The following is a 20,127-nucleotide window of genomic DNA, read 5'->3' on the forward strand; positions in this document are numbered from 1 at the left end:
GGCCGGCCGGCGACCCGAACCCGTACCGAGCCGTTGACTGACGGTCTGGTCGTCGTCGACAAGCCGGGAGGCTGGACCTCTCACGATGTCGTCGCGCGGGTTCGCCGGCTGGCCGGCACGCGCCGGGTCGGCCATGGCGGGACCCTCGACCCGATGGCGACCGGTGTCCTGGTGGTCGGCGTCGGCCAGGCGACCCGGCTGCTCGGTCATCTCGCGAAGGACGACAAGGACTACGACGCGACGATCCGCTTGGGTACGACGACAACCACCGACGATGCCGACGGCGAGATCGTGACCGACGCCGGCGGTGATGCCGCCGAACGGCTGGCGACCGACGCCATCGCGGCTGCGCTCGCGGTGCTGACCGGAGAGATCGAGCAGGTGCCGAGCACCGTGTCCGCGATCAAGGTCGACGGCGTGCGGGCGTACCGCCGCGCCAGGGCCGGCGAGGAGCTCACACTCGCGCCCCGCCGCGTCCGGGTCGACCGGTTCGACCTCGTCGCTCGCCGAGGCCGCGATCTCGACGTACGGGTGACCTGCTCGACCGGGACCTACGTCCGGGCGCTGGCCCGCGATCTGGGCGCGGCGCTCGGTGTCGGCGCGCACCTCACCGCGCTGCGCCGCACGCGGGTCGGCGGCTTCACGATCCGCGACGCGCGGACGCTCGAAGAGCTCGAGCGCGACCTCGTGGTCGTCCCGCTCGCGGCTGCGGTCGCGGCCGGGTTTCCGAAGGTCGAGGTCGACGAGGAACAGGCGCGCCGGATCGGCCAGGGCCAGCGTCTGCTGATCGACCTGCCGGCGTCGCCGGCCGGCGTGTTCGGCCCGGACGGTCGAGTCGTCGCCCTGGTCGAGGACCGGGACGGGGTTGCCCAGCCGCGGTGCGTGTTCGAGGTGTCGGCATGAGCGGCGGGCGTCGCACCGTCGTACCGATCGGGATCTTCGACGGCGTGCACCGAGGCCACCAGCTGGTGCTGACGAGAGCGCACGAGGCCGCTCGGGCGGCCGACGCGGACGTTGCCGTCGTCACGTTCGACCCGCATCCCGTCGCCATCCTGCGACCCGAGCTGATGCCGATGATGCTGACGACCACGGCACGGCGGGTCGCGCTGCTGGAGCGCTACGGCGCCGACCGCGTCCTCGTCCTCGAGTTCAGCCACGAGATGTCGCTGCAGAGCCCCGAGGACTTCATCGAAACGACCCTGGTCGGGCAGCTGGGCGCCGTGCGAGTGGTCGTGGGGGAGAACTTCCGGTTCGGTCACGGCGCGAAGGGTGACGTCGACCTGCTGCGGCGCTCCGGCCTCGAGGTGGATGCGCTGCCCCTGGTGTCCGAAGGCGAGCCGATCAGCTCGACCAGGATCAGGGCGCAGGTCGCCGCCGGCGACGTGGTGGGAGCGGCCGGCCTGCTCGGCCGCGCGCACCTGGTCGAGGGCCCGGTCATCCGGGGCGACGCCCGCGGGCGCGCGCTCGGGTTCCCTACCGCCAACGTGGACGTCGCCGAAGGCATCGCGATCCCCGCGGACGGGGTCTACGCCGGGCATCTCACCGGGCTCTCGGGGGACCGGATGCCGGCGGCGATCAGCGTCGGGACCAACCCCACTTTTGACGGGCAGAACCGGCGGGTGGAGGCCTACGCGATCGACGTCGGGCACGATCTCGACCTCTACGGCCGGCACGTGACGGTCGAGTTCACCGCCCGGCTCCGGGGGATGGAACGGTTCGAATCCGTCGAATCGCTCGTATCGCAGATGGCGGCCGACGTCGATACGGCCCGCTCTCGGCTACACTAGGCGGCGTTCGTTTCCGTCTGCCCCTGTGGTGTAACCCTGCGGGCTGATATGTGCCAGGAGATCTCCGCGTGCCGCTGGATGCCGCAACCAAGAAGCAGATCATGACCGACTTCGCCACCGGCGATGGCGACACCGGGTCCCCGGAAGTCCAGGTCGCGCTGCTGTCCCGTCGGATCGCCGACCTCACCGAGCACATGAAGCAGCACAAGCACGACTTCCACACCCAGCGTGGTCTGCTGCAGCTCGTCGGTCGCCGCCGGCGGTTGCTGCGCTACCTGGAGAGCAAGGACGTCCAGCGCTACCGCTCCCTGATCGAAAGGCTGGGACTACGGCGGTAACGCCGGACCGACCCGCGCGCCGGCCGATGCCGCGAGTGCCGGTCCTCGGTAGTGGCGGGCAGGTGTGCCACCTGACCGCTTCGATCGATGACCGGTCCGCCTCAACGGCAGCGCGCCTACCTGAATGGAGGCGCCCGTGACGGGCACCGAGGAATTCCGCTCTGAGGCAGTACTCAAGAGCTCACTTGGCGAGCGCACGCTCCGGTTCGAGACCGGCCGGCTCGCCCAGCAGGCCGCGGGCTCCGTGGTCACCTATCTCGACGACGACACGATGGTCCTGTCGGCGACGACCGCGTCGAAGGCGCCCAAGGACACCTTCGACTTCTTCCCGCTCACTGTCGACGTCGAGGAGCGGCAGTACGCCGCGGGCAAGATCCCCGGCTCGTTCTTCCGCCGTGAGGGCCGGCCCAGCGAGGATGCAATCCTCACCTGCCGGCTGACCGACCGGCCGTTGCGGCCGAGCTTCACCAAGGGGCTGCGCAACGAGGTCCAGATCGTCTCGACGATCATGGCGTTGGACCCCGACCACCTCTACGACGTCGTCGCGATCAACGGCGCCGCATGCAGCGTGCTGCTCGCGGGGCTGCCGTTCTCCGGCCCGGTGGCTGGGGTTCGCGTCGCTCTGATCGACGGCGAGTGGGTGCCATTCCCGTCGTACTCCGAGCTCGAGCGCGCCGTGTTCGACATGGTCGTGGCCGGCCGCGTGACCGACGGTGGTGACGTCGCGATCATGATGGTCGAGGCCGAGGCGACCGAGCACACGATCGAGCTGGTCGCCGGCGGTGCGCAGGCGCCGACCGAGGATGTCGTCGCCCAGGGCCTCGAGGCGGCCAAGCCGTTCCTCGCCCAGATCTGCGAGGCGCAGCAGAAGCTGGCCGACCAGGCCGCCAAGCCGACCCGCGAGTTCCCGGTGTTCCTCGACTACGCCGACGACGCGCTCGACGCTGTCACCGCTGCGGTGAGCGACGAGCTCGCCGCCGCGCTGACCATCGCGGACAAGCAGGAGCGCGAGACCGAGCTCGACCGCGTCAAGGAGCTCGCGAAGGAGCGCACGGCCGCGCAGTTCGAGGGCCGCGAGAAGGAGATCAGCGCGGCGTACCGGGCCCTCACCAAGAAGTTGGTCCGCAAGCGCGTGATCGCGGACGGCGTCCGCATCGACGGCCGCGGAGTGCGCGACATCCGCACGCTGTCCGCGGAGATCGACGTCGTGCCGCGGGTGCACGGGTCGAGCTTGTTCGAACGCGGTGAGACGCAGATCCTGAACGTCGCCACGCTGAACATGCTGCGCATGGAGCAGATGGTCGACACGCTGTCGCCCGAGACCCGCAAGCGCTACATGCACCACTACAACTTCCCGCCGTACAGCACCGGTGAGACCGGTCGTGTGGGTTCGCCGAAGCGTCGCGAGATCGGCCACGGTGCGCTCGCCGAGCGGGCTTTGGTGCCGGTGCTCCCGAGCAAGGAGGAGTTCCCGTACGCGATCCGTGCGGTCTCCGAGGCGCTCGGCTCGAACGGTTCGACCTCGATGGGCTCGGTGTGTGCGTCGACGCTGTCGTTGATGGCCGCCGGTGTTCCGCTCAAGGCGCCGGTCGCGGGCATCGCGATGGGCTTGATCAACGAGGGCGACGAGTTCGTCACGCTGACCGACATCCTCGGTGCCGAGGATGCGTACGGCGACATGGACTTCAAGGTCGCCGGCACCCGTGAGTTCGTGACCGCGCTCCAGCTCGACACCAAGCTGACCGGGATTCCCGCGTCGGTCCTCGGTGGCGCGCTGCAGCAGGCGCGCGACGCGCGGATGACCATCCTCGACGTGATGGCCGAGGCCATCGACGTTCCTGGCGACATGTCGCCCTACGCGCCGCGGATCATCACCGAGAAGATCCCGGTCGACAAGATCGGCGAGATCATCGGGCCGAAGGGCAAGATCATCAACCAGATCCAGGCGGACACCGGCGCCGACCTGACGGTCGAGGACGACGGCACGATCTACATCGCCGCGGTTGACGGCGAGAAGGCGGAGGCAGCGCTTCGCGCGGTGCGCTCGATCGTGTCGCCGCAGATGCCCGAGGTCGGCGAGCGCTATCTCGGCACGGTCGTGAAGACGACGACCTTCGGCGCGTTCGTGTCTCTGACTCCTGGCAAGGACGGCCTGCTGCACATCTCGCAGATCCGCAAGATCGTCGGTGGCAAGCGGGTCGAGAACGTCGACGACGTGCTGCCGGTCGGGTCCAAGGTGCAGGTGCAGATCGCCGAGATCGACCCGCGCGGGAAGCTCAGCCTGGTGCCGGTGCTCGAAGAGGGTGCCGCCGACGGCGACGCGAGCGAGCCGGCGCCAGCCGGCGCCGACCAGTCCTGACGTGCCGGTCGACCTCGCCGGCACCGACCAGCGGATCGGGTCGACTCGCACGCTGCTGACCGGCAGCGACGGTTCGGTTGTCCGCCGTACCGTCCTGCCGGGCGGGATCCGGGTGATCAGCGAGTCGGTTCCCGGGGTGCGGTCGGTCGCGTTCGGGGTGTGGATCGGGGTCGGCTCCCGCGACGAGACCGCGTCCCTCTCGGGTGCGTCGCACTACCTCGAACACCTGCTGTTCAAGGGCACGCGGCGGCGTGACGCGCTGGCGATCGCGGCTGCGCTCGACGAGGTCGGCGGCGAGCTCAACGCCTTCACCGCCAAGGAGTACACCTGTTACTACGCGCGCGTGCTCGACACCGACCTTCCGGTCGCCGTCGACGTCGTGTGCGACATGGTGCTGTCGTCGGTGCTGACGTCGCGCGAGGTGGACAACGAGCGCGGCGTCATTCTCGAAGAGATCGCCATGCACGAGGACGACCCGGGTGACTCGGTCCATGATGTGTTCGCCGAGCTGGTCTGGCCGTCGGATCCCCTCGGTCGGCCGGTGCTCGGCTCGGTCGAGTCGATCGAAGCCATGCGGCGCAGCTCGATCGCGGGTTACTACCGACGGCGCTACCGCAGCGACCAGCTGATCATCACAGCGGCAGGGAACGTCGACCACGCGGTCCTGGTGCGACTGGTCAAGCGGGCGCTGGCAGCGGCGGACGAGCCCGGCCTGCATGACGACTCGAGGTCTCCGGCGCCGCCCCGCGTCGTACGCCGCGCTCCGGAGTTCGTTGCGGTCACCGGCGTGCGCGGGCGCCCGACCGAGCAGGCCAACCTGGTTTACGGCGTACCGGGCGTCTCGCGGCACGACGAGCGGCGCTTCGCGCTCGGGGTGCTGAACTCCGCGCTCGGGGGCGGGATGTCGTCGCGGTTGTTCCAGGAGGTGCGCGAGCTGCGCGGTCTGGCGTACTCGGTCTACTCGTTCACGTCTCACTACGCCGACACCGGCCTGTTCGGTGTGTTCGCGGGCTGCCATCCGGACCGGGCGAAGCAGGTGATCGCCCTGTGCCGGGAGCAGCTCGACCTGGCTGGGGCCGAGGGACTGACTGCGGTCGAGCTCGACCGGGGCAAGGGGCAGATGCGCGGTGGTCTCGTGCTCGGACTCGAGGACACCGGCTCACGGATGAGCCGGCTGGGCAAGGCCGAGCTGGTCTACGGCGAGCTGATGAGCGTCGAGGAGCTGCTCGCGCGGATCGACGCGGTGTCCCTGGAGGACACGCGGGCGCTGGCGGCCGACCTGCTCGAGCAGCCCGGCGCGCTTGCGGTGATCGGGCCGTACGACGACGACAGCGGCGAGTTCGCGGCATGATCGATGCCATGCGGGTGGGTGTGCTCGGCTCGCGTGGCCGGATGGGCGGCGAGGTGTGCCGCGCGGTCGAGGCCGCGGATGATCTGTCCCTGGTCGCCGCAATTGATGCGGGAGAGTCGCGCGACCCGCTTCGGGCCGCCGATGTCGTCGTCGACTTCACGACGCCCGACGCCGTGTTGGAGAACCTGCGCTGGTGCATCGACTCGGGCCTGCACTGCGTGGTCGGCACCACCGGGTTCACGCCGGATCGGCTGGACGAGGTGCGCGGCTTGCTCGGAGCCGCACCGTCGGTGAGCGTGGTCATCGCGCCCAACTTCGGGATCGCTGCCGTTCTGATGATGCGGTTCGCGGCCGAAGCGGCGCCGTACTTCGAGTCGGTGGAGATCGTCGAGCTGCACCACCCGAACAAGGTCGACGCCCCGAGCGGCACGGCTCGGCGTACTGCGGAGCTGGTCGCGGCGGCACGCGAGGGAAAGCCGTCTCCGGACGCCACTACGCAGTCGCTCGAGGGCGCACGTGGCGCAGAGGTCGACGGAGTCCACATCCACGCCGTCCGGCTCGCCGGGCTCGTGGCGCACCAGGAAGTGCTGCTCGGCGGCGCGGGCGAAACCCTGTCGATCCGGCACGACTCGCTGACCCGCGAGTCGTTCATGCCCGGCGTGCTGCTCGCGATCCGCTCGGTTGCGGACCGTCCGGGGCTAACCGTCGGTCTCGAGACCCTCCTCGGTCTCGAGTAGCTCCGGCAACGCGGCCGCGAGTCGGTCGTAGTCGGCGCCGTCGTTGTAGACCTGCCCGCACACCCTGATCCAGCTGCGGTTGTGCAGCTGCATGATCGGGACCTCGACCCGGTAGTCGTTGCTGAGCCTGGCTTCGAGCCGCAACCCTGTTTCGCGGCCGAGCGTGACCGGCAGCTCGATGATGCGCATCGCCGCGCGGAACTCGTCAGCGACCGGTGCGCTCGTGCCGAGCGCCTTCGCCACGCTCGCCGCGCCGTCGTCGACGGTCGCTCGTTGCGTGCCTCGCATCCGCTCCCAGCCGTACTCCGACCAGAACGCCAGGGCGGCCGGCACCGCGAGAATCGGAGTGGGGTCGAGGGTGCCGGTCCAGTCGAATGCCGGCTGGAATCCTGCCGGGTAGCCGTGCGACGGCACCAGCGGGCGAACGTCCGCCCGCCATCGGTCCGCGATGCAGAGGACTGCGGCAGCGCGCGGCGAGCAGATCCACTTGTGCAGGTTGCCGACCCAGAAGTCGGCGCCGAGCGCCCGCAGGTCGACCTCGATCTGGCCAGGGGCATGCGCGGCGTCCACCAGCACCGCGATGCCGCGTTCGTGTGATGTGGCGACGATCTGCTCGACCGGGAAGACGAAACCGCTCGGCGAGGAGATCGAGTCGACTACGAGAAGCCTGGTGCGGCTGGTGAACCGCTCGGTGATCGCCGCGACCACGTCGGTCGACGTCGCGGCATCGAGGGGAACGTGCGCGGTGACGATTCGTGCTCCGGTCCGGGCGGCCAGCGCCTCGAGCTGGATCCCGACCGCGCCGTACCGATGATCCGTTGTCACGACCTCGTCGCCGGCTTCGAGCATCGGCGCCAAGGCGGTGAGCACCGCGGCACTGCCGGCTGTGGCGTTGGCGACGAAGACGCACGCATCCGGGTCCGCGCGGAGCAGCTCGGCGACCTGGCCGCGTACGTCGTCGAGCAGTCCTGGCAACCGGCGGGCCAGCAGGCCGGTGGGGTTCGCTTCCATCTGGCGCCGCAGCTCGACGGCGTACTCGCCGACGGCGCGCGGGAGTGCACCGAACGCGCCGTGGTTGAGATAAGCGATGTCGGGGTCCAGCAGCCAATCCGCGGTTGTGCTCATGGCGACATCGTCGCAGCGTCGTCTACGGCTATTACGGCTAAGCGCAACCGGGCGCGCCGCGGTCGGTTGCGAGTGCGGACCGGCTGGCGCTCTGGGGTCGCGTTGACTCCAGCAAGGTCCGGCATCAACGATGGGCGGTGCGATGATGTCGGGGCTTCCGTCTCCCCGGACGGAGCGCGGTAGAGGCGTGAGCGACCGATGACGAGGTTGGAGTTGAGCTGTTGCAGAAGCTGACGACGAGTCCCATGACGGCGGAGTTCTATGAAAGCTGGATGGCGAGGCTCACCGAGTCGTACGCCCAGCACCATGTCGAGGCCGGCAACTGGTCGGCGGACGAAGCCGTGGCGCGGGCGCGCGCCGAAACCGTCAAGCTTCTGCCCGACGGCGTCAACAGCGCGAACCATCTGTTGCTCACCGCTCAGAACGAGTCGGGCGAGACCGTCGGGCTGGTGTGGATCGGGTTGGTTCGCCCGGATCAACAAGGCGCATGGATCTATGACATCGAGGTGTTCGAAGGCTTTCGCGGATCCGGCTACGGCCGGGCACTGCTCGCCGCTGCCGAGGATGCGGCAAGGGATGCCGGCGCTAGGACACTCGGCCTCAACGTCTTCGGCCCGAACACTACGGCTCGCGCGCTCTACGAGTCCTCGGGATACGACACCACCTCCCTCCAGATGCGCAAGCAGCTCTAGCCGGCTACATCGGCCGAGCGCGGGAGCCGGTGGGTTTGTGCACGCGTAGATACCGCGGGCGGTACGTAGCCGTTCACACAGCGAGCGGCGCGGCCGGTGGCGCCGATGGTGTCAGGGGTGCTGCGTAGCCTGACGGCATGAAGCGCTTCGTCGACGAGGACCTCAGTGCCGCGGAGTTCCGCGAGTGCATGCTCGATCGGTCGCGGTTCATCGGCGTCGTCATGCAGGACGCGGAGATCGACGGGCTGATCACCAACCTTGTCGTCAACGGCGTCGAGGTGACGGCGTACGTCGAGGCCGAGCTCGACCGTCGCTATCCGGTGCGGATATTGATCCGCTCGGACGCTCCGAGCGAGCTGCGCGAAGGATGGCGACAACTGCAAGCCGACTGGACGGCGACCATCGCCCGGCTACGGACCTCGCCGGGTGTGGAGCATCGCATGGTGAACGGCGAGTGGTCGGCCGTGCAGACCCTTCGCCACCTGGTGTTCGTGCACGACTCGTGGTTCCGCCGGTGCGTTCTCGGGTCGACCGCGCTGTTCACGCCGATAGGGCTCGCGCCCGACTACGTGCCCGACCGGGAGCAGCAAGGGCTTGACCTGTCGGCCGCGCCCAGCCTTGACGAGGTGGTCGCGGTGCGCGCCGAGCAGGCGGCGGAGCTCGACGAGTGGCTGAGCGCGGTGACTCCCGAGCAGCTCGCGGCGCCCGCGCCGATTCCGGACGGCGACGGCTGGCCGCCGTATGCACGCGGACGCTCGACGCGCCAGTGCCTCGGCACGGTGCTCAACGAGGAGTGGGCACACCACGGCTTCTGTGTTCGCGATCTCGACCTCGTCGAGGCTTCGGCTTAAGGCTGCCTACCGGACGATGGCCGCCCGGTAGGTGGGCACGGACAACGTCGACGGGTTCACTGCTGCGGGTGCGGGCGCGGCGCCGGCCGGTACGCCGGCATCGCCCTTCGCGAGCAGGCCCTTGCCGAGCGACCCGAGCACGGCGACTGCCGCGACGTTGAAGGCGTCGGACCAGTGGAAGGTCACCACATTGAACGGGTGCGCCGCTGCAATCGATCCCGCGAGTGAGGCGATGAAGGTCTTCACTGCCCGCACAAGGATGTCCTGCCAGAACGGCAGGTCGGTCTGCTTCGCCAGATACTGCACAGCCGTGGTCACGATCGTCGCGACCGCGGCGCTGACCGCCATCACCGCCGCCAGCTTCCACGGCAGCCCGACGACCGCGGCCCCCGCCGTACCGGCCAGCAAGACCGAGATGAAGACCTGTCCGGACGTCCACCCGATGCGCTCGAGGAAGTCCGCCAAAACCGGATTCATCGCGCACCTCCTTTCGGCGCGGGATCGTAACCGCGTCCGTCCGTTTTCGTCAGCGTCGCCGTTGGGCCCGGTCGCTCTGCAGGCCGTGCGTGGCCCGCCGTCGGCGGGGTGTGTTGCACTAGCGGCATGACCGCACTCGCGCGCCTCGGTGGCATCTCCCTCGACTCGTCGGATCCCGACCAGCTGGCCCGGTTCTACCAGGACTTTCTCGAGCTCGAGCGGGTCTGGGACACCCCCGACTTCGTGGCGCTGAGCGGCGCCGGGATCTACCTGACCACGTTCCGCATCGACGACCACCGGCCGCCGGACTGGCCGACCGGCGACGTCCCCAAGCAGATGCATCTCGAGCTGGCCGTCAAGGAGCTCGAGCCGGCCGAGCAGAAGGCGCTCGCGCTCGGCGCGCGCAAGGCGGCCACCCAGCCCGCACCGGATCGCTTCCGCGTCCTCATCGACCCGGCCGGTCATCCGTTCTGCCTCACGACGATGATCCCGGACTGATTCGCGTCGGGGTCCACGAACGCCGTTTTGCGCAACGCCGAAAGGGTTCTGGGCTTCGTGGCGCTCCGCGATACCGGCGTGGTAACGCTGTTGGCAGGAGGGAGTCCGCGGCGGTCTCTGCACTGCCGGCGGCACCTACCGAGGAAGAACTGGACGACAGGGATTCGTGGTCAGCAAGCATCGCTTGCCACGAGCTGTGAACCGGACTCATTAACTCCCGCGGATCAGATAGCTGATCGGCGTTGCCCAGCGTGATGGGGGTGCGGGCTCTGTCCGGGACTGCCGGTTTTTTGACTTAACGACGTCCTTGTAATCACCGCAGGCGTCGAGACCTCGCCACATTGTGTCGAGTTGTTGGCTCGGTCGTCACCGAGCCAACGTTGATAACACGAAAACTGACCCCGACCATCGCACGGGTCACCTGTTTGGGCTAGGCCCTGTGGGCCTTGCGTTTGCATCTGCTTGGGCATTCCCGCGTCGTCGACTCACTAGTCGTCAGTCAAAAACGACTAGTCATCGGAGCCCACAGATGTTCTCGCGACGGACTTCCACTGCGACCGCACGGGCATCGGTCGTGCTCGTCATCGGCGTGTTGACGACGCTGATCGCGTTCTTGCTTCCCACCGCCGCGGGTGCCAGCACCCTGCCGGCCAATGCATGCACGCTGTCGAGCCTGGACGTGCCGAGCTGCGGCATCCTGTGGGGCGCTTACACCCCACCCGCATCCGGTCAGACGCTGACGACCGCCGTCACCGACCTCGAGTCCCAGGTGGGCCGGACGTTCGACATCGTGTACCACTACCACGACTTCTCCGGGCCGGCTACGGCCATTTCGGGCACAATGCCGGACTCCTACGAGAAGGCCCTCGCCGCATCAGGACACATCATCTTCGAGGATTGGGCGTCACGAATCTACTCGACCAACCAGCAGATCCAATGGTCGGCGATCGCCGACGGGGACTACGACAGCTCGGTGATCATTCCGGAGGCGCAGTCGATCAAGGCATTCGGCCAGCCGATCATGCTGACCTTCGACTCCGAGATGGACTCCCGCGTCGGGACCTCGGGCACCGCCGCCGACTATGTCGCGGCGTACCGGCACATACACGACGTGTTCGCCGCCCAGGGCGTTACGAACGTGATCTGGGTCTGGACGCCGACCGGTTACACGGGGCACGAGTCGCTGTTCAACAGCCTCTACCCGGGCAACTCCTACGTCGACTGGATCGGCTACGACCCCTACAACTTCTACAACTGCCAGAGCGCAAGCGGCGCATGGAAGACGCCGCAGCAGACGATCGACCCGATGTATCAGTGGCTCGAGGCAAACGGCTACGGGGACAAGCCGTTCATCCTCCCCGAGTACGGCACCGTGCCGAACCCGAGCGACAGCACGGCAGCGGCCTACTGGTACGGCCAGCTGACCGCGGCCATCACCGCTCATCCCAACATCAAGGGCATGCTCGAGTGGGACGACTCCAGCGGGAACTGCGACACCTACCTCACCCAGCCCGGTGAGCTCGCTGCCTTCGCTCAGGTCGGGCTGTCGTCAGCCGTCCTCGGCACCCCGCCGCCGGCCGCGCCTACTGCACCGACAGTGACCAGCACGTCGCCGACTGCGGCGACGGTCAGCTGGACCGGGGTGCAAGGTGCGACCGCCTACCAGGTACAGCGGTCGGTGTCCGGCGCAAACGCGTTCAGCAACGTGGGCGAGCCGGTAACGGGTACGTCGTACAGCGACACTGGCATGACCCCGGGCAGTAGCGAGGACTACCGCGTGCTCGCGACCAACGCATCCGGCAGCAGTGCGCCCTCGTCGTCCTCGTCGATCACCTTGCTCCCGGGCCAGCCGGGAACACTCACGGCTGCGACCAACGGTGCATCCGAGGTCGACCTGAGATGGGGGGCCGCGACGGGCGCGACGTCATACGACATCCGCAAGGGCGCGGTCGGCGCAGGCACGTTCCCCACGGATCTCGGTACCGCCTCGGGTACCTCCTTCGCCGACACCGGGCTGACTCCTGGCGCGTCCGCCGACTACGAGGTCGTCCCGGTCGACTCCGCCGGCGATGGCGTGCCGTCCGGTCCGGCCACCGGCACTACACTGCCCGCTCAGGTCACCGGGCTGTCGGCTACCGCCGTCTCGCCCGGCGAGGTCGACCTCAGTTGGAGTGCCGCAAGCGGCGCGGCGGCCTATTCGGTCGAGCGGTCCCCAGCCGGTGCGGGTAGCTGGTCCGTGCTGGCAGCGAACGCGAGCGCCACGAGCTACAGAGACACCTCGGTCAGCCAGCTCACCAGCTACGACTACCGCGTTGCCGCCGTCGGCGCGGCCGGGCAAGGTGCCTTCTCCGCGACCCAGACGGTCACTACCCCGCAGGTCGCGCCTGGCCAGGTCACGGGCCTCACCGCAGCGCCGGCGTCGTCCACCCAGGTGAACCTGGCGTGGAACGCCATGGCGAACGCGAGCTCGTACGAGGTCGAGCGGTCGTCGACCTCCGCGGCCTCCGGTTTCAGCCCACTGGCGATGTCCGTGACCGCGCCGTCGTACAGCGATGTCTCGGCCGCTCCCGGCACGACGTACTGGTACGAGGTGCTCGCCCGCAACTCCGGCGGGATGGGAACGGCATCGGCGGTCGCGACTGCCGCAACGCCGTACGCCGCGCTGCTCGCCAACGGGTTCGAAGGTCAGGCCAACGGCACGGCGATCACCACGCAGAACTCCGGGGGTGCGGCGGGCAACGCGTTCAACCAGGACAAGTGCACCGCCGGCTCGGTCACCTACAGCACTGTGAGTGCGGCACACGGGCGCGACTCGGCCCTTCTGTCACCAGCCACCGGCTTGTGCTACCTCGGCTGGAACAGCACGTCGATCACGCCGGCGACGTCTGTCTACGGGCGTGCGTATGTCAAGTTTTCCGCCGACCCGAAGGTGTCGGTGCCGATCATGAGGTTGACCGACGCGGCATCCAACCGCGACGCGCAGGTGAACCTCACCTCGGCCGGATACCTCAGCATCGTGACCGCGACCGGTATGTCGCTCCCGCGGTTGACGCAGCCGCTCCCGCTGAACCAGTGGGTCCGGCTCGAGTGGCATCTGAGCTCCGCCGCGAGTGGGACGTTCGAGCTGCGGATGTACGCCGGCGACGCCACCACCCCGATCGAGACCCAGGTTGAGACCGGAATCAACACGGGTACGTCGGTCGCGGGAACGACGGTCGGCGCGCTCGGCAGTTCGGCGAGCGGGCTGGGCACGACGATCGGGCTCGACGACCTCGCGTACGGCACAGCCGGCTGGCTCGGTCCGGTGATCAGTTAGCCTCGATCTCTCACGATCTTGGTGTCGCCGCGGCTGACTCTGGAGTCTGTCTGATTGGACTGTGTGGACATGGCCGATCCGCGACGTTCGTCGCGTCGCTTGTCCGGTGCTGCTGAGCGGCTGGGGCTGTTGGTCAGCTGAGGGCGTGAAGTCGTGCGTGGCCGGTGATGATGAGTTCGCGTCAGGGCCAGCCGCGCGGGAGTCGCAGCCATTCGCGTCGGCCGGTGGTGACGATGCGGCGGCGACGTGCAGCAGGCGAAGCCGCAGGCGTTTGGGTTCCCAGAACTTGGCGATGCTGCCGGTGAAGGCGAGGGTCTGGGTCCAGGTGAGCAGCTCCGCGGCGAGCTGGACGAGCTCGAGCCAGATCGTGTTCTTGGTGAACTCGTGCAGCGGGAAGTTGCGCAGCCCGCAGTCTTTGAGGCCGTGAATCCGGTCTTCGGCGCGGGCGCGCATCCGGTGCCGCAGCTCGAGGTCGGCGATCCGCCCGCCGCGGGTGTTGGTCGCGAACATCGTGATCCGCCGACCTTCGACATCGGTCAGCCGTAGCTGCGCGCCAGGATGTGGCACCTCGCGCCGGGCGATGATCCGCGTGCCGGCCGGCCACGGGTTGCGCGCCGCTGGCAGCCACCGGGTCAGTTCTGCGACGTGAGCACCTTCGCGCGGGTCGCTGTCGACGTCGGTCGCGTGGCGCCAGCACTGCTCCGGCAGGGACAGCACGGTGTCGGCGAGCGCGTCGTGAACGTAGGCCCCGACAGAAAACTGCAGGCCGAGGGCGGCGACGTGCTCGACGAACGCGTGCACCCCCGAGCCGGTATCGCCCCGCACCAATACGCGGTCCCGGACCTCGACGGGGAGCTGAGCGAGCGCTGAGTCCAGCACGGCGATCTGGTCGGTTGCGTCGTTCGCGGTGGCCCGCCCCTCACGCAGCAGCGCGCTCAGCGGCTCACCAGTCCCGTCGCGGCCGTGGTCGACGAACGCCAGCAGCGGGTGGAAGCCGAACGTGCGCTTGAACGTCGGCGTCGCCCTCCTTCTCCGAGTGCGCCAACACGATCGTCGCGCAGATCCACCGTCACCGGGCCGTCACTGCTGACCGGTGACCGGTGCCGCCACCCGGCCGCGCGAGCAACCGCCCCCGCCTGACGGATCGCGGCCACCGCCGCTTCGGCGTCGCCGGCAAGCGTGTCGATCAGCCGCGACACCGTCGGGTCAGACGCGACCGCGCCGAACAGGTCCGGCTGCGCCCGGACGACGGCCCAGATCGGCCACGCAGTCGCCACCGAGCGCGATCGCGAGCACCACGTCGAGCACGACCTTGCCCGGATCATGCTCGCCCGCAGCCGACGCCACGGACGCAGCGCCGCCGACAGCCCCCGTTCCAAACCGACCGACCTGGCCGTCTCGACCAGCAGCGACGCTCCCGCCGACGACACCAGCGGCTCGCCGCCCACGACTACCTGAACCCGCTTCGCCCGCCGGTTACTCTTCACCCACGGAGTGCCTTCCCGCTCGGTGTTCTTGGACCTTCGACAAGCCCAAGTTTCCCAAGCGGGACAGGCACTTCCGTGCTCCTACGACCCGTGTCGCAGCACAAGATCACGAAGTGGCGAGGCTAGGTGTGCTGCACTGGCACCTTGATCGACGTCGACGAGGACACCTTCGGCCGGTTGGTCGAAGCCGCGCTCGACAGCATCCCGCCGCAGCTGCGCAGAATGATGCGCAACGTCGCAGTCGCCGTCGAGGACATGGGGGCCTCGCCCAACCTGCTCGGGCTCTACCACGGCATCCCGTTGACCCAGCGCACGTCGGCGTACGCCGGGGTGCTACCCGACCAGATCACGATCTACCGGCTGCCGATCCTGCGGCACTGCAACACCCTCGATGAGGTCGTGCGGCAGGTACGCGTCACCGTCATCCACGAAGTGGCACACCACTTCGGCATCAGCGACGAGCGGTTGCACGAGCTCGGCGCCTACTGACCGCGGGGTGTGATCGAAAACTCGGATGACGGCGAGGCGTGCACCGTCTACCGTCATGACGTCCGACCCAGAAGCCGACGAGTGGAGGTGGATTCGATGCCTGCCCTGGCTTGCGCATGCCCGAAACCCTCCGTCTCCGAAAGGCTTTCCGTTGACCGGACCTCTGTCGTCCCTCGGCTGGGACGAGCAGTTCGCTTCTGAGTTTCTGCCGTACCTCACCACCCATACGCCGGCCCGTGTCACGCGGGTCGACCGCGGCGCGGCCGACCTCGTCGCCGAGGCCGGCGAGCTGCGCGCGGACATCACCCACCGCGCGCCCGACGTCACCGTCGGTGACTGGGCCGCCGTTGCGGACGGGGAGATCGCCGCGGTGCTGCCGCGCCGCACCGCCATCGTTCGCGCCGACGCGTCCGGTCGTTCCGCCGGCCAGGCGCTCGTGGCCAACATCGACCATGTCCTCATCGCCGTACCTGCCGTTCCGTCGCCTCGGCCGGGCATGGTCGAGCGCTTGATTGCGCTCGCTTGGGAGAGCGGCGCCACACCGGTCGTCGTCCTCACCAAGATCGACCTGTCCCACGATCCCTACGCCGTCGTCGACGACCTGACCGCCTCCGCACCCGGGTGTGCGGTGCTCGCGGTCAGCGCGGTCACGGACGAGGGGATGGACAAGCTGCGCTGCCTCGACCGTCCCGGCGGCTCGCTCTGCCTGATCGGCCGGTCGGGTGCGGGCAAGTCCACCCTCGCCAACGCATTGCTCGGCATCGAGGAGATGGCCGTGACGGAGGTACGGATCGACGGCAAGGGGCGGCACACGACGACCCACCGGCAGCTGCTCGCGCTACCCGGTGGTGGGGTCCTGATCGACACGCCCGGCCTGCGCGGGGTCGGGATGTGGACCAGCGACGAGGGGATCGACCAGACCTTCCCGGAGATCGGCGAGCTGGCGGACAGGTGCCGGTTCTCCGACTGCGCCCACGTCAGCGAACCCGGGTGCGAGGTGCTCGCAGCGGTCGAGGACGGCCGGCTCCCGCAACGCCGGTTGGACAGCTGGCGCAAGCTCGGCCGGGAGGCGGAGTGGATCGCGAGCCGCAACGACGCCCGGCTGCGCAAGGAACGGCAACGGGCCTGGCGGTTGCTCTCCGCCGAGGTACGACGGTCCGGGCGGATCCGGCCGTGAGAATCCAGCTCCGACGGTCTGTCGCTCCCTCGATTGTCAGGGGGCGGCGGTAGCGTCGGCGGATGCCTGACGATGCGCCGATCCAGTTCCGTTCCGACATCTCCGTCGACCTGGTCAAGGCCTCGGCGAGCGACTCCGACGTTGTCTGGGCGGCGCGCGTCTCGACCGCCGGTGAGGCGTCGATCGAGGCTCGCGAGCAGGATCCGGAGCGCAACGCCGGGCTGATCCGGTTCCTCATGCGGGACCGGCACGGCACGCCGTTCGAGCACAACTCGATGACCTTCCTGGTGAGCGCACCGATCTTCGTCTTCCGCGAGTTCATGCGGCACCGGGTCGGCTGGAGCTACAACGAGGAGAGTGCGCGCTACCGCAAGCTGGAGCCGGTCTTCTACGTGCCGGGCCCCGAGCGCAAGCTGGTCCAGGAGGGCAAGCCCGGTCACTACGTCTTCGTCGAGGGCAGCGCCGAGCAGCACAAGATCGTCGTGGAGGCGACCGAGGACGCCTGCCGGCTTGCCTATCGCGCATACCTCGAGATGCTCGACGCCGGGGTTGCCCGCGAGGTCGCCAGGGGAGTCCTTCCGGTCGCGACGTACTCGTCGATGTATGCCACCTGCAACGCTCGCTCGCTCATGCACTTCCTCGCGTTGCGGACCAAGCGGGAAGACTCGAAGTTCCCGTCCTTCCCGCAGCGTGAGATCGAGATGGTGGCCGAAGGCATGGAGACCCATTTCCGGGAGCTGATGCCGATCGTCCACGCCGCGTTCGAGGCCAACGGTCGCGTGGCCCCTTAGGAAACCCCGGACGGCGATATCCTGAAAGCCATGACTGCACCGTTCGGCCGCGTGCTCACCGCGATGGTGACCCCGTTCACGGCCGACGGCGCCCTCGATCTCGCCGGTGCCCAGGCGCTCGCGAGCCACCTCGTCGATCACGGCTGCGACGGCCTGGTGGTGAGTGGTACGACGGGGGAGTCGCCGACCACCTCCGATGACGAGAAGGATGCGCTGCTGCGGGCGGTGCTCGAGGCGGTCGGTGACCATGCCGCCGTCGTGGCCGGTGTCGGCACCTACGACACCGCGCGCACGGTCGAAGCCGCCCAGCACGCCGAGAAGGCCGGCGCGGCCGGCGTCCTGGTCGTCACGCCGTACTACAACAAGCCCCCGCAAGCAGGTCTGGTCCAGCACTTCTCCGCCGTGGCCGACGCGACCGGGCTGCCCGCGATGCTGTACGACATCCCGGGCCGCACCGGCACCGCGATCGCGACCGAAACCCTGATCCGGCTGGCCGAGCACCCGCGGATCGTCGCGGTGAAGGATGCGAAGGGCGACCTGTTCGGCTCGGCCCAGGTGATGGCGGCGACCGACCTCGCGTACTACTCGGGCGAGGATGCCCTCAACCTCCCGCTGCTGGCACTCGGCGCGGTCGGGATGGTCAGCGTGGTGGCGCACGGCTTCGCCGGGCGATACCGCGAGATGGTCGAGGCGGTCGATGCGGACGACCTCACGGCCGCCCGACGGATCAATGGCGAGCTGGTCCCCGCGGTGCGGGGAATCATGACCCGCATGCAGGGCGCGATCGCGGCGAAGGCGACCGCGCAGCTGCTCGGCGTGATCAAGCAGCGCACCGTGCGGCTGCCGCTGGTCGAGGCGAGCGACGAGGACGTGGCCGTGCTGCGCGCCGACCTGGATGCGGCCGGGCTAGCCCTGTGAGCCGATCGGCGTGAGCCATCCGCACCCCGAGCTCGGGGCGCCACCACCTCTGAGCGACGGCGGCCTACGGATCGTTCCGCTGGGCGGCATCGGCGAGATCGGTCGCAACATGACGGTGTTCGAGCACCGCGGCCGGCTGCTCATCGTGGACTGCGGCGTGCTGTTCCCGGAGACCGAACAGCCCGGCGTCGACCTGATCCTTCCGGACTTCACCTACCTGCAAGACCGCTGGGACGACATCGATGCGGTGGTGCTCACCCACGGCCACGAGGACCACATCGGCGCGGTCCCGTACCTGCTGCGGGAGAAGCCCGACGTCCCGCTGGTCGGGTCCCGGCTCACGCTCGCGCTGGTCGAGGGCAAGCTGGCCGAGCACCGGATAACACCGCTCACCCTCGAGGTCCGCGAGGGCCAGACCGAGCAGCTCGGCCCGTTCGCCTGCGAGTTCTTCGCGGTCAACCACTCCATCCCCGACGCCCTCGGCGTGGCGATCCGTACGGCGGCCGGCACCGTCCTGCACACCGGCGACTTCAAGATGGACCAGCTTCCGCTCGACGGGCGGATCACCGACCTCGGTGGGTGGGCGAGGCTCGGGCGCGAAGGCGTCGACCTGTTGATGAGCGACTCGACCAACGCCGAGGTCCCGGGCTTCGTGACGTCGGAACGGCTGATCGGCCCGGTGCTCGACGACGTGTTCCGGACGGCCGGCCGCCGGATTATCGTCGCGTGCTTCGCCTCGCACGTGCATCGCGTGCAGCAGGTGCTCGACGCGGCCCACTCGCACCATCGGCGGGTTGCCTTCATCGGCCGGTCGATGGTGCGCAACATGGGGATCGCCCGGGATCTTGGCTACCTGCGCATTCCGTCCGGGCTGATGATCGACATGAACGACGTCGACGCCCTGCCGCCCGAACAGGTCGTTCTGATCTCGACCGGATCGCAGGGCGAGCCGATGTCCGCCCTGTCGCGGATGGCCAACCGCGCCCACCAACAGGTGCGGGTCGAGCCGGGAGACACTGTCGTGCTCGCCTCCTCACTGGTCCCCGGGAACGAGAGCGCGGTCTTCCGGGTGATCAACGGGCTGAACCGGCTCGGCGCCCACGTGGTGCACAAGGAGACCGCGCTGGTGCACGTCTCCGGCCACGCGCCCGCCGGCGAGCTGTTGTTCGTGCTCAACATGACCAGGCCGTCCAACGTGATGCCGATCCACGGGGAATGGCGGCATCTTCGTGCGCACGCTGAGCTCGCGGTGCAGACCGGGGTGCCGCGACGCAACGTGGTGCTCGCCGACGACGGCGTCGTGGTCGACCTGGTCGACGGCCGGGCGTCGATCGTGGGCGCGATCCCCGCCGGCTACGTGTACGTCGACGGTCTCGCGGTGGGCGATGTCGGTGAGCAGCAGCTCAAGGACCGGCTGATCCTCGGCGGCGGCGGCTTCGTGACCGTTGTCGTGGTGGTCGACTCGGTGACCGGCAAGCTCACCGCCGGCCCGGAGATCCTCGCTCGCGGCTTCTCCGAGGACACCTCCGCGTTCAGCGCCGTGGTCCCGTTGGTCGAGGAGGCCATCAGGGAGGCCGCCGTGGAAGGGATCAGCGAGCCGCACGACCTGCGCCAGCGGGTCCGCCGGGTGATCGGCAAGTGGGTCAGTGACACCTACGGGCGGCGCCCGATGATCATCCCGGTGGTCATCGAAGTCTGAGCCCGCGTGGCTCGTGTGACGGGTGTGACAGGCGG

17 protein-coding genes and 1 pseudogene are annotated in these 20,127 nt (G+C 69.0%); 15 read left to right on the top strand and 3 right to left on the bottom strand.

Annotation, left to right across the window (positions count from 1 at the left end):
- Positions 1–33: 33 nt before the first annotated feature.
- The 6 genes from truB (at position 34) to dapB (ending at position 6,572) form a co-directional block, all read left to right on the top strand.
- A complete protein-coding gene (gene truB, locus VME70_15515; protein HTW21603.1) occupies positions 34–903 on the top strand; it encodes a tRNA pseudouridine(55) synthase TruB in 870 nt (289 codons plus the stop codon).
- Positions 900–1,787 (top strand): bifunctional riboflavin kinase/FAD synthetase, encoded by an 888-nt coding sequence (locus VME70_15520; protein HTW21604.1) that lies wholly within the window; start codon positions 900–902, stop codon positions 1,785–1,787. The genes truB and VME70_15520 overlap by 4 nt, the downstream gene beginning before the upstream one ends.
- A 68-nt stretch (positions 1,788–1,855) precedes the next feature.
- On the top strand, positions 1,856–2,125 hold the full coding sequence (rpsO, locus tag VME70_15525) for a 30S ribosomal protein S15 (GenBank protein ID HTW21605.1): 270 nt from the start codon (positions 1,856–1,858) through the stop codon (positions 2,123–2,125).
- Positions 2,126–2,261: 136 nt separating this feature from the next.
- On the top strand, positions 2,262–4,484 hold the full coding sequence (locus VME70_15530; GenBank protein ID HTW21606.1) for a polyribonucleotide nucleotidyltransferase: 2,223 nt from the start codon (positions 2,262–2,264) through the stop codon (positions 4,482–4,484).
- Between the two features lies 1 nt (position 4,485).
- Positions 4,486–5,835 (top strand): pitrilysin family protein, encoded by a 1,350-nt coding sequence (locus VME70_15535; GenBank protein HTW21607.1) that lies wholly within the window; start codon positions 4,486–4,488, stop codon positions 5,833–5,835.
- Positions 5,836–5,843: 8 nt separating this feature from the next.
- On the top strand, positions 5,844–6,572 hold the full coding sequence (dapB, locus tag VME70_15540; protein HTW21608.1) for a 4-hydroxy-tetrahydrodipicolinate reductase: 729 nt from the start codon (positions 5,844–5,846) through the stop codon (positions 6,570–6,572).
- On the opposite strand, the gene VME70_15545 is transcribed toward dapB, so the two are convergent.
- Positions 6,534–7,697 carry an aminotransferase class V-fold PLP-dependent enzyme gene (locus tag VME70_15545; protein HTW21609.1) on the bottom strand — a complete coding sequence of 388 codons (1,164 nt, stop codon included), beginning with the start codon at positions 7,695–7,697 and terminating at the stop codon, positions 6,534–6,536. The genes dapB and VME70_15545 overlap by 39 nt on opposite strands.
- A 245-nt stretch (positions 7,698–7,942) precedes the next feature.
- On the opposite strand from VME70_15545, the gene VME70_15550 reads away from it, so the two are divergent.
- Both VME70_15550 and VME70_15555 read left to right on the top strand, forming a co-directional pair.
- Positions 7,943–8,389 (top strand): GNAT family N-acetyltransferase, encoded by a 447-nt coding sequence (locus tag VME70_15550; GenBank protein ID HTW21610.1) that lies wholly within the window; start codon positions 7,943–7,945, stop codon positions 8,387–8,389.
- Positions 8,390–8,526: 137 nt separating this feature from the next.
- On the top strand, positions 8,527–9,240 hold the full coding sequence (locus VME70_15555; protein HTW21611.1) for a DinB family protein: 714 nt from the start codon (positions 8,527–8,529) through the stop codon (positions 9,238–9,240).
- A 6-nt stretch (positions 9,241–9,246) separates the two neighbouring features.
- On the opposite strand, the gene VME70_15560 is transcribed toward VME70_15555, so the two are convergent.
- Positions 9,247–9,717 (bottom strand): hypothetical protein, encoded by a 471-nt coding sequence (locus VME70_15560; protein ID HTW21612.1) that lies wholly within the window; start codon positions 9,715–9,717, stop codon positions 9,247–9,249.
- 126 nt (positions 9,718–9,843) lie between these two features.
- Here VME70_15560 and VME70_15565 point away from each other — a divergent pair, with 126 nt between their 5' ends.
- Positions 9,844–10,215 (top strand): VOC family protein, encoded by a 372-nt coding sequence (locus VME70_15565; protein ID HTW21613.1) that lies wholly within the window; start codon positions 9,844–9,846, stop codon positions 10,213–10,215.
- A 529-nt stretch (positions 10,216–10,744) separates the two neighbouring features.
- The gene (locus VME70_15570) at positions 10,745–13,531 is read left to right on the top strand and encodes a glycosyl hydrolase (protein ID HTW21614.1); all 2,787 of its coding nucleotides are present in this window, start codon (positions 10,745–10,747) and stop codon (positions 13,529–13,531) included.
- A 181-nt stretch (positions 13,532–13,712) separates the two neighbouring features.
- Here the strand turns inward: VME70_15570 and VME70_15575 are convergent.
- Positions 13,713–15,018: pseudogene (locus VME70_15575) on the bottom strand (IS1380 family transposase).
- Positions 15,019–15,162: 144 nt separating this feature from the next.
- Between VME70_15575 and VME70_15580 the strand changes: the two are divergent.
- The 5 genes from VME70_15580 to VME70_15600 all read left to right on the top strand — a co-directional run bounded on the left by VME70_15580 (position 15,163) and on the right by VME70_15600 (position 20,092).
- Positions 15,163–15,507: a metallopeptidase family protein gene (locus tag VME70_15580; GenBank protein ID HTW21615.1), complete on the top strand. Its 345-nt coding sequence runs from the start codon at positions 15,163–15,165 to the stop codon at positions 15,505–15,507.
- Between the two features lie 151 nt (positions 15,508–15,658).
- Complete coding sequence (gene rsgA, locus VME70_15585) at positions 15,659–16,684, top strand: ribosome small subunit-dependent GTPase A (protein HTW21616.1); 1,026 nt, start codon at positions 15,659–15,661, stop codon at positions 16,682–16,684.
- Positions 16,685–16,746: 62 nt separating this feature from the next.
- Positions 16,747–17,475 (top strand): FAD-dependent thymidylate synthase, encoded by a 729-nt coding sequence (thyX, locus tag VME70_15590; protein HTW21617.1) that lies wholly within the window; start codon positions 16,747–16,749, stop codon positions 17,473–17,475.
- Positions 17,476–17,505: 30 nt separating this feature from the next.
- Positions 17,506–18,393: a 4-hydroxy-tetrahydrodipicolinate synthase gene (gene dapA / locus VME70_15595; protein HTW21618.1), complete on the top strand. Its 888-nt coding sequence runs from the start codon at positions 17,506–17,508 to the stop codon at positions 18,391–18,393.
- Between the two features lie 10 nt (positions 18,394–18,403).
- Positions 18,404–20,092, top strand: coding sequence for a ribonuclease J (locus tag VME70_15600; protein HTW21619.1), 1,689 nt, complete (start codon positions 18,404–18,406; stop codon positions 20,090–20,092).
- Positions 20,093–20,127 lie beyond the last annotated feature (35 nt).

This window comes from Mycobacteriales bacterium (assembly GCA_035504215.1).
Classification (GTDB): Bacteria; Actinomycetota; Actinomycetes; order JAFAQI01; family JAFAQI01; genus DATAUK01.